The 10,896-nt window shown below is 37.9% G+C and carries 10 protein-coding genes; 3 read left to right on the forward strand and 7 right to left on the reverse strand.

The window, feature by feature from the left end; all coding sequences use genetic code 11:
- Positions 1-51: 51 nt before the first annotated feature.
- The 6 genes from AC2A07_RS01040 to hflX form a co-directional block, all read right to left on the reverse strand.
- Entirely contained in the window at positions 52-2,106 is a 2,055-nt protein-coding gene (locus AC2A07_RS01040) for a hypothetical protein (RefSeq protein ID WP_484048815.1), read from the reverse strand.
- A 14-nt stretch (positions 2,107-2,120) separates the two neighbouring features.
- A complete protein-coding gene (locus AC2A07_RS01045) occupies positions 2,121-2,789 on the reverse strand; it encodes a hypothetical protein (RefSeq protein ID WP_484048816.1) in 669 nt (222 codons plus the stop codon).
- Between the two features lie 69 nt (positions 2,790-2,858).
- Positions 2,859-3,578: a DNA alkylation repair protein gene (locus AC2A07_RS01050; RefSeq protein ID WP_484048817.1), complete on the reverse strand. Its 720-nt coding sequence runs from the start codon at positions 3,576-3,578 to the stop codon at positions 2,859-2,861.
- 14 nt (positions 3,579-3,592) lie between these two features.
- Positions 3,593-4,879: a cation:proton antiporter gene (locus tag AC2A07_RS01055; RefSeq protein ID WP_484048818.1), complete on the reverse strand. Its 1,287-nt coding sequence runs from the start codon at positions 4,877-4,879 to the stop codon at positions 3,593-3,595.
- Positions 4,880-4,891: 12 nt separating this feature from the next.
- Positions 4,892-5,527, reverse strand: a complete 636-nt coding sequence (locus AC2A07_RS01060) for a DUF4919 domain-containing protein (RefSeq protein WP_484048819.1) — start codon at positions 5,525-5,527, stop codon at positions 4,892-4,894.
- Positions 5,527-6,759: a GTPase HflX gene (hflX, locus tag AC2A07_RS01065; RefSeq protein ID WP_314493303.1), complete on the reverse strand. Its 1,233-nt coding sequence runs from the start codon at positions 6,757-6,759 to the stop codon at positions 5,527-5,529. The genes AC2A07_RS01060 and hflX overlap by 1 nt, the downstream gene beginning before the upstream one ends.
- Before the next feature lie 208 nt (positions 6,760-6,967).
- Between hflX and AC2A07_RS01070 the strand changes: the two genes are divergently transcribed.
- The 3 genes from AC2A07_RS01070 to AC2A07_RS01080 are packed head-to-tail and all read left to right on the forward strand — an operon-like array spanning position 6,968 to position 10,411.
- A complete protein-coding gene (locus tag AC2A07_RS01070; RefSeq protein ID WP_484048820.1) occupies positions 6,968-7,444 on the forward strand; it encodes a T9SS type A sorting domain-containing protein in 477 nt (158 codons plus the stop codon).
- A gap of 5 nt (positions 7,445-7,449) precedes the next feature.
- Positions 7,450-9,996, forward strand: coding sequence for a beta strand repeat-containing protein (locus AC2A07_RS01075; RefSeq protein WP_484048821.1), 2,547 nt, complete (start codon positions 7,450-7,452; stop codon positions 9,994-9,996).
- 7 nt (positions 9,997-10,003) lie between these two features.
- On the forward strand, positions 10,004-10,411 hold the full coding sequence (locus AC2A07_RS01080) for a hypothetical protein (RefSeq protein ID WP_484048822.1): 408 nt from the start codon (positions 10,004-10,006) through the stop codon (positions 10,409-10,411).
- Between the two features lie 68 nt (positions 10,412-10,479).
- On the opposite strand, the gene AC2A07_RS01085 is transcribed toward AC2A07_RS01080, so the two are convergent.
- Entirely contained in the window at positions 10,480-10,845 is a 366-nt protein-coding gene (locus AC2A07_RS01085) for an META domain-containing protein (RefSeq protein ID WP_484048823.1), read from the reverse strand.
- Positions 10,846-10,896: the final 51 nt, after the last annotated feature.

The raw sequence follows: 10,896 nt of genomic DNA on the forward strand, positions 1-10,896 counted from the left end.
TTTACCGTATAGATTGTCTGACTACAAATCAAAGAAATGACCATTAACTATTTATAATGACAGCGGCTTTTTATCGGCCTCCATACTTTTGACGATTTCATCGAAGACATCAAAAAAATACATCAGGCTGTTATCCGAAGAATTTTTAATTGTGTAATTTATTTCAGTCTGAATACTCGCGCCTTTAACTTCAGTTTTAAAATACACATCCCCAGCATTTTTTCTAATCAGATTCAATGTTTTTCTTTCAGAAGGGGTATTCAATTCTTTTTCTAACCCGGAAAGCAGTTTTTGAATGTCAAATTTTCCGGAAATAGGATATTTTGCAGCATCTTTCATCCATTTGGAAGAAGCTGAGGATTGGCTTTGTACTTTCAGATTTTCTGTAGAAGTGGTCAAATAAACCAGTCCGTCTTTTACAGTGAAAAATAACTGATCAACATATCCATTCCCTTTCCCTTCTTTAAAAGAATATACATCACCGCTTTTACTGAACTTTTTTACAAAATTTTTATTTGTGGTCAATACATCAAAAATACGTTTCCAATATTTTTCATTTTCTGTTGCAAAAGCAAATGTAAAATCAGGAACCATCACCTCTTTTGTTTTTTTAATCTCTTTTTCATTATAATCATCGTCATAATCATAGTCAGTATATTCCACTTTCTTAGATTTCAGTGTATTCAAAACAAATATTGCGTTTCCCGGCGCAATTTTAGAAATTGCTTCTTCATCCAACACAATTTTAACGGTCTCCATCATCAGCTGCAGTTCTTTCTGATACTCTTGTTCGCCTGCATCTTCAAAAAAGCTGTACATCATATCAAAACACCTGTAACTGTTAAGATTCATTGCATAATATCCGATACTTTGATCATTGATTAAAGCGGTCAGTTTTTTATTTTTCTTTCCTTTATAAACATCAGAAATATGCTTCTGCATTTCAGGATTTTTATGCTGATGATTATTCACCAGTCTTACTTTATCTTTATCGAAATAAAGATTATAGGTCGAATTTAAATTATACATACGGCTTAGATACCTTGTATAATCCAGGTGCCTGAACATTTTACCGTAAACTCCTTCGTTTAATATTTTCCCATAGTCTGTAAAAACATATACATCAGAACCCTGATCTCTGAAGGTCAACATCTCTCCGGGAACTTCTATCTCAAAATTTGAACTAAAATACTGATCAAAGTTATTTTCTGCAAACTTTCTGTTGTTTTTAAAATTCTCGATATGGATAGAATCCATTTGTTTCTGATATAAAGAATCTTCTCCATATCTATTTTCTTCACTGTAATAGTCATCCTGAGAAACAGGCGGCGGCATTACTTCTTCTTTTTTTTCAGAATAGATCGAATCTGCACCATTAACAGTTTCTTTTTTTTCTTCCGGATATCGGTGATGCTTTTCCAGATATTTTATGTCCTTTTGATATTTGACAATCTCTGCATTATTCGATTTGATGTTATCCTTTATGTATTTGATCTCATCTTTTAAATATTTAATTTCCTCGTTATAATCGAATGGTTTTTCTTCCTTCTCATCACCCGTCCAGACACTGTCAGTTTCTATAACTGTACTGTCGGTCACTACATCATCTGTCCAGATATCATCTTTTAAAGGCTTACTGTAATTAATTATCGTAAGATAGGCATGGCTTTCGTTCCAGGCAACAAAAGTATTGTCATCAATATCAATATAAGAGTAGTTTTTTTTTCTGGAAATTTCAAGTCCTTTTCTTTTGGTTGAATTAATAAATTCCTGAAATTTTTCTTTATTGTCTATAATGAAATGAGCATTATACGTTTGCAGAGAGTCATTAAATGTTCCGTAATGATACTGCTTTGCATCATACTTTATCCCCGTTGAAGAATAATCATTCCATGAAGGTTTTTTGTCTTTTTCCTTACTTCTGTTAAGTTCCTGCAAAAATGGGTTGAATTTTTCCCAAATAATTTTCTTGTTAAGCTCCTTACCATTAATTTCCATGTAGAATGCAGTATTCTGTGCAATTCTCATGCTGTTCTGTGAGAAAACAGCGACAAACCCGATGAACAAAAATGCAAGGGTTTGTGTCTTAAGTATAATTGATTTCATAGTTGATTTGGTGATTATTGAAATAAGACGGTGTTTTGTATCTGCTTTTTCTGAAGAATAAAATCCAGGATACTGCCTTCAAGTTTCATGGCTTTCTTATTTGGCGAAAGCTGGTAGGAATTATTAGATTTGGATCTTACTGTGTTTTCAAACTGTAGAACAGAAACATATTTAGCATTCGTAAAAACTTCTTTGTCTGCTGCACTGAGTTTTTCATAGTCAATTCTGAAGGTATTGATCTTATTTCTTGTAAAGCTTTTCTTCTGCAGATCCTGATTGTAAATATTGGCAGGAATCGTTTTGCCTAAAATATTTTTGCTTTTTAACTGTTCAATCCCCTTATTAATATTTTCTATTTTTTTGAAGCTGCAACTGAGTTTAATGATGTAATTATCAAAATCGGCAGATGTTTTTACATTGGAAATTCCTGAAATGCCTCTGAAAATTTTTGCAGCCTCATTAATCTTAGCTTCTACTTCATTTTTTTTGGGAATCTTTTTACCGTTTACCGTTTCCATCTTCGACAGGGAAGCTAATCGGGTTTTACTTTTACTTGCATTGAGAATAAGTGAATATTCGCCACTGCCGTCAGCCCTGATGTATACTTTATCTAAAATATCAAAACAACTTGTCAGAAATAATAATGGAAGCAGTACCAAAAGGCACCTGAAGAAAATTTTCATGATTTTGGTTTAGAAAACAAATTTAATGAAATTTAACTTCATTATCACACAACGTAGAGAATTCATTGATTAAACCCTGCCCTTGAGATAATCTTGCCGCAACTCTTCATCTAATTTCTCGATAGCGTAACGAAGGCATGTTCTTGGCATATGCCGGTAATGCTGATTGAGATATCTGATGAGCTCAGTTTCGTTTTTATTTCCCATTTCTCTTAGAAGCCAGCCATTTGCTTTATGCATCAGGTCATGCGGATGAAATAAATTTTGTGTAACAAATTGTTTTGTGAGTTCAAATGAACCCTTTTTTATGTAGTACATTGTTCCGACAACAGCAATTCTTTTGTGCCACATCTCATCAGAATCCGCAAGCTTTTTCAACAGGTTTTCTTTCTGATTTTCAAAAGCATATCGACCTAAAATCTTGTAACAGCTCGTATCAACCAAATCCCAATTATTGACGAATTGAAGATGATTTAGATAAAACTCTACGATCTCATCTTTTACATTTTGCTCTTTTGTTTTTTCAAATTTTGAAATGAGCATAAACAAAGCAGTCAATCTATGCTCGTGGATTGGTGAAGAAAGCAATTCGCTCAGTTCTTTTAGAGATATTTTTGAGAAATATTCTTTTGCAACTTTTCTTTGTTCAGGAACGATTACTCCAATAAATTGGTCGCCTTCACCATATTCTCCCTTTCCGGTTTTGAAAAATCTTGGAAAAAAAGCGGCTTTTTCCGGAATGGATAAAACAGCCAATGATTCCCGTATATCTTTAACAACCGTTCTCATTGATAGACAAACCATTAGTGAGTTTCATCTAAAGCTATATTCTCCAATTCTTTTTCTTCATCTGCAATCTTCTTAGGATTGGCTACTTTTGCTATGGTAAGTCCCTGAACGATAATGGAAAATACAACTACACAATAAGTAATACTTAAAATAGCGTTGCTGTACTCATTTTTTGGTATTGACATCGCCAATGCAATAGAAACCCCTCCACGAATTCCACCCCAAAATAAAACTTTGATTGTCTGCGGACTGAATCTTGTTCTGAAGGACATAAATTTCGTTGGTCCCCAAATAGAAATAAACCGTGCAACCAAAACAACTACAATGGCCAGAAGACCGGGAATTACATAATGATTCAGATCTTTAATCATCAATAATTCAAAGCCGATAAAAAGGAATAAGACAGCATTAAGGATTTCGTCAATCAATTCCCAGAATTTGATCAGGTAGTCCTGAGTGACGGATTTCATTTTAAATTTAACATTAAAATTACCCATAAACAATCCTGCTGCAACCATTGTCAATGGTCCGGAAACATGCATCTGTCTTGCTACCAGATACCCTCCCATTACTACAGCAAGCGTCACAAGGACTGAAATAATATAATCATCCACTTCTCTCATTAATCTCGAAGTCACCCAGCCTAAAAGAACTCCCAAAAGCAATCCTCCACCGGCTTCTTTCATCAATAGAATTGTAATATTCTCTACACCCAAATCAACTTCGCTGCCTATCGCAAGCTGTAATACTACCGTAAAAACCACAACCGCCATACCATCATTAAATAAAGATTCTCCGGCAATTTTTGTTTCTAGTGATTTTGAAATGTTAGCCTGTTTTAAAACACTCAGAACCGCAACAGGATCTGTAGGAGAAATCAGTGCTCCAAAAACAAGACAGTAGATAAAAGGAATATGTAGCCCAACCAGTGGTAACAGATAGAACATTCCGAAACCTACGATAAAAGTTGAAATAATCACACCGGCCGTAGAAAATATGAGAACCGGGCGGAATTGTTCCTTAAGATCATTAATATTAATATGAATCCCTCCTGCGAAGAGAAGAAAATTCAGCATTGCTCCCATTAAAACTTCAGTAAAATCAATGCTGTTCATAAGATCATTCAGGTGGCTGAATGTCTTGGGAAGAAAATTCTCTCCGAACAAAACCAGAATAATAGATACGACAATAGCAATAACCATGATTCCGATAGTGCTGGGAAGTTTTAAAAACCTGTAATTAATATAGGCAAAAATAGATGCCAATACGATGAGCGCTGAAAATGAATAATATAATTCCAATGAATGTGTTTTTTAAAAAATTAAGTCTAAATAAAGTACTTTGATATAAATAGTGATATCCTCCTTTTTCCAGGAGTCAATAACACCGTCTTTCAGAGGTTTGGAAACCCTGTTATAATCCTGCCCAATATTCATTACGTTGAGAAAAATATATTCATCCCCAACGCTGTTAACCTGATAAGCAGTTTTCTCTGACTTTCCGTCTCCTGAATTTTTGATTGCCTCTGTAAGAAGCCTCAACTGCGCTAAGTGATGCGTGAAATTCCCTATATCTTTCATCTGATCATAGGCACGGAGTAAAATAAGGATAATATCAAGATTGGTAGGATCTTTAGCATAGAGGATTTTTCCAAGTCTTATACATTCCGGAAAATCATTATTTTTAAAAGCTTCTGCTAAACTTTTGAATTCTTCCCCTGCCTGAGAAACTCTATCTTTTCTGAAATTTCTGCCGTAATACAAATGCTTTGCTTCTATACTGTCCAATGACTTTGGAAGACCTTTATATTTAAATATAAGTTTTTCGTAATTGTATGCAGAATCTGGGTTGCTGAGATTCTTCCCGATATTTTTTATATCGGGTTTTGTTTTCTGGCCCAACGCAAAAAACGGGAGAATAATGAGAAAGAATATGATTCCGTATCTCATTAATCTTCTTTTTCAGTTGCCTGATCCTCGTCGTTATCAAAATATTCGAAAAGAAAATCATTGTAAGGGAATCTTGAAATATGGATTTTCATCACCTCATCATAAATCAGTCTTTTCATTTCCGGGAAATTTTCTTTCGTTAAAGCGGAAATAAATACTGCAGGATGCTTGGATTTTGCCATCCATGTTCTTTTCCATTCCTCCAGGGAAACATTCTTGCTGGAGCCCGGAGTAAGATCGTCTTCGTCTTTTTTCTCATAGCTGAAATCATCGATTTTGTTGAAAACCATGATCATTGGTTTCTGATGGGCATTGATTTCCATCAGAATCTGATTGACAGATTCGATATGATCCTCAAAACTTTCGTGTGAAATATCAACCACATGAATCAAAAGATCTGCTTCGCGCACTTCATCCAGAGTAGATTTAAAAGATTCTACCAACTGAGTCGGCAATTTCCTGATAAAGCCCACCGTATCCGTCAGGAGGAAGGGCAGATTACCGATCACTACTTTTCTTACGGTTGTATCAAGCGTTGCGAAAAGTTTATTTTCAGCAAAAACATCAGATTTAGATATTGCATTCATCAATGTAGATTTCCCTACGTTGGTATATCCTACCAAAGCTGCACGTACCACCTTTCCACGGTTATTTCGCTGAGTAGCCATTTGTTTGTCAATCACTTTCAGCTTATCTTTCAACAGAGATATTCTGTCACGGATAATCCTTCTGTCGGTTTCAATTTCCGTTTCACCGGGACCACGCATCCCGATTCCCCCTTTCTGTCTTTCCAGGTGGGTCCACATTCTTGTTAATCGGGGAAGTAAGTATTGGTACTGCGCCAACTCTACCTGAGTTCTTGCATACGAAGTCTGGGCTCTTTGGGCAAAAATATCAAGGATAAGATTGGTTCTGTCCAGAATTTTCACTTCTATTTCTTTTTCAAGATTCTTAAGCTGAGAAGGAGATAACTCATCATCAAAAATAATAGTTCCTATCTCATTTTCTTTTACATATTCTTTAATTTCCTGTGCTTTTCCGCTGCCTACAAAAGTTTTCGGATCCGGTTGAGTTAAATTCTGAGTAAAGCGCCTGTCTATGGTAGCACCTGCCGTTAAAGCTAAAAACTCTAACTCGTCCATATATTCCTGTAACTTATCAGCATCCTGATTCTGGGTAACAACGCCCACCAAAACTGCCTTTTCGTAACTGTGTTGTTTCTTTTCTAACATTAAATTCTGTATAACTTATAAGATTTACAAGATAACATTTTTAATTTATAAATGCAAATCAAGTCGTCAGATCCAGTGATTTCCCCTTTTTAATTCCAGTTCTTTTCCTCTGGTTTCCAGCTATCGCTTCCTGTTACCTTTACATCACAAAACCCTCAATAACAGGAAACAACCTCAAATCCTTCAATAACCCAAATTTATGTTTATCATGAAAAGAACTTTTATCTACGTTTTATTTCTGAATGTCTGCACTGCATTTCCAGTCAATGCGCAAAAGACAGTTCTCACTGCAGGATCAGACCTGACAGGAAGCAGCGGCTCTGTCTCCTACAGTATTGGGCAGACTGACTATATCGCTAAAGGAAACAATCAAATTTTAGAAGGTGTACAGCAAGCATATGAAATCACAACCTTATCTACAGCAGAGACTGAAGATTCAGGCAAAAAAGAAATTGTTTTGTATCCGAACCCTTTCAAAGATTTTGTATTTCTGGATTTTGCTGCAAATGATTATCGAAATTCGGAATACCAACTGTATGATTCTTCTGGAAAACTTGTCCAGACAGCACCTGTAAAAGAATCAAAATCAGAATTGAATTTTTCAGCCCTTCCTTCGGCGATGTATATCATCAGAATTAATCAGAACGGAAAAAATATTAAAACTTTTAAAATCATTAAAAAATAATTCCAATGAAAAAAATTTTACTAACCGCAGGCATGATGCTGGGTCTACATTTAATTGATGCCCAGGCTCCGGAAAAGATGAGCTATCAGGCTGTGATGAGAAATGTATCAGGCCAGTTGCTTGCCAATCAGAATATAGGCGTTAAAGTCAGCATACTGCAGGGCTCCCCGGCAGGAACAGCTGTTTATTCTGAAAGATTAACCGGAACCACCAATATCAATGGACTCATCAGTATGGAAATCGGAACAGGAACTGTACTTTCAGGAACTTTTTCAGCCATTAACTGGGCTTCCGGAAATTATTATTTAAAGACCGAAACCGATCCATCAGGAGGAACAAGTTATACCATTTCCGGAACAAGTCAGTTATTAAGTGTTCCTTATGCGATGTATGCAAAAACATCAGGAAACTCCGGGGGAGGCTTTACAATACCTTACACTGCGACAGCAAACCAGACATCCAATTTATTTTCCATTACCAACGACGGAGACGGAACATCGCTGGAAGGAATCAACAATGCGACCACATCAAGCATCACTGCCGCAAAAGGCGTTGTGACGAATACAGCTCCCGGGGGTTTTTCTTCCGGTGTCCGTGGAATTAACAATGGGACGGGAGGTTTAGGAATCGGAGTCTGGGGTTCGCAGGCAGGAAGCGGATGGGGAGTATACGGCGTAACCCCTAACGGCCTGGGAGTGTATGGTAATTCTTCCGGATCAGGATACGGAGTATATGCCAACAGCACTTCAGGAACCGGATTGAACGCAACCAGTACAAATGGTACCGCTGCTAACATTTCAATATCCAATAATGCAAATAACAGTAATGTTCTCGCTGCGAACACCTTAGGAAACGGCACTGTCATTGATGTGACCACTTCGGGGTCGGGTGCCGGTGTAAAGAGTTTTACAGGATCCGGTTTTGCGATACAGGGAAATACATCCCAGCAGACTTCTGCAGGAATATATGGTGAAAATACGGGAAATGGAGAAGCTGTTGTCGGCATTACCAACAGTGGAATTGCGGGTGCTGTAGTTGGAAGAAATAATGGTGCAGGATATGGAGTCAGAGGTTTTGTTTCCGGAAATACTTCAGGAACAAGTGTCGGCGTTTTCGGACAGGCAGGCCTCAATTCAGGCACAGGGCGGGCTGGCCGGTTTGAAAACACCAATGCTGCAAATGACAGAAACACTTTTGAAGTTGAATCAAACAGTACTGGAAATATTCCTGACAATACCTTAGGAAATGTTGCCTCTTTTCTCTCAAGCAATACCAGCAGCGTAAGTGCTGCAGTTCGGGGGGAAACCAAGACCATCTTCAGAAATTTCGGAGCCGCTGGGATTTTTGGGGTCGCCTCTGGCACCGGTGGGTTCGGTGGATTATTTTATTCTTCAAACATCAATGGAAACGGAAGGGCTTTAGTGGCACTGACTGATGGTAACGGAGACGCTATTGTGGCTAACGCAGGCAAAGACGGGGATGCTATTGAAGCTAACGTTGACGGTTCCGGACGAGCCATCTATGGCTGGATTCCTACTTTCAGCAGCGGTAAAGCTGCCGAATTTAAGAACTTTAACACATCGAATACATCAACAGCTTTAAGTGCGACCACCGTAGGAAACGGAATTGCCGGAGACTTTTTCACAGACAATGCCAATGGTACTTCACCGGCTGTGAAAGGAAAAGTAAATTCCATATTTGCCAACTTCGGAACTGCCGGCGTTTATGGTGAATCCGCAGGTACAGGTGGCTTTGGTGGTCTGTTTTATGCCAGCAATGCTGCAGGTAATGGTCCGGCATTAATAGCACTGGCCAATGGGAACGGAAACGGAATCACAGCCAATGCAAAAAATGCAGGAGACGGTGTCGAAGCAACTGTAGACGGAACAGGAAGTGCCGTGTATGGCTGGGTTCCCAACTTCGGAACAGGACGGGCCGGATATTTCAGAAATTTCAATACCGCAAATTCCCAGGCTGTACTTTCGGTCACCAATGCAGGCACAGGAACCGGTTTTTTTATTAATCACACAGGAGCTTCAGGGAACATCGCCGTTTTTCAGAGTGCAGGAGCAAACGTTGCAAGAGTAAATAAAGCCGGAACAGGCTTCTTTAACGGAGGAACCCAGAACAGCGGGGCCGATGTTGCAGAAGTTTTTGATGTCGAAGGAAATATTTCAGCTTACGAAGCAGGTGACATTCTCGTTATTTCCACCACCAGCGACAGAGCTGTGGAAAAATCAGCGAAGGCCTACTCTACCCTGGTGGCTGGAGTGTACGCTACAAAACCAGGCGTTTTACTGACTGAAGAAAATGCAGATGCTGATCTCTCAGGTAAAGTTCCTATGGGTGTTATCGGAGTAATCCCGACTAAAGTCTGCCTGGAAGGAGGAATGATCAGACGGGGCGATCTGCTGGTAACCTCGTCCAGGCAAGGAGTTGCCATGAAAGCCAATCCTAAAAAAGTCAGAACAGGACAGGTCATTGGAAAAGCGCTTCAGGATTATGACCAGGACTCAACCGGAAAAATAAAAGTATTAGTTAATATTAAATAAAATTATCATGAAATCATTTTACATCATTCCTTTTTTATTCTTATGCATGATTACCTATGCACAGGAAAAAAAACCAACAGAAGTTCAGGATCAGGAAAAAGTTTTAAAAGAAGCAAAAGAATCTGAAATGAAAATGAAAAAAGAAAGCGAAACGAAAAGTCAAAAAAAAGAAAAACAAAACAGGCTGGCGTCCGAACAGGTGGAGGAGAAAAAAGAACAAACTGTAAAAACTCAGAGTCAGAATGACCCGGGAAAACTACTGCCAGACACCGCAAGTTTTGAAGAAGTCTTAGCATTGGTTCCCAACAGACAAAATATAAGGAAGCAAAAGATTTCAGCATCTGATTCTAAGGTTCGGGGATTACCGAATACCGCGACTTTAGAGGAAATCAGGAAAACAATCCCAAAAAACTAAACCTGGAATCATTGTCTGACAAAACAAGTCCGTAGCTGCTGCGGACTTATTGTTTTATATCCGGGGAATTAATCCCAGTCGGCAGCAATAAATTTCATTTTGTTCCCATCTCTGTCAGAAAGGATTAACTGGTGTCCCACAATGGTATAACGGTTCATTTTATCGAATTTTCTTAAAAAAGCATCTTCAAGACTGCTGTTCTTACAAGCCATCTCAGTACTCCCGAGACCTGAGATTTTCAACCTTCCGTTTTTTTTAAATTCTGTCACAAAAAGAATTTTATTACATCCCATTGAGGCATTACCTTTTATCTTATTATTGCCTGTTTTTTCACCTGTTAAATTAATTTCAGCTTTATTTTCAATCAATTGTTGTCTGGTAAAATTATCAAACTCAACAAGCATCCATTCCCTTTGATAATGCAGATTATTCATTGGAACAGCAGAGCAGTTTAAAACCAAACATAAGATGAAGAAGTTATAAAC

The sequence above is a fragment of the Chryseobacterium sp. HNCC26DJ238 genome (assembly GCF_057180465.1).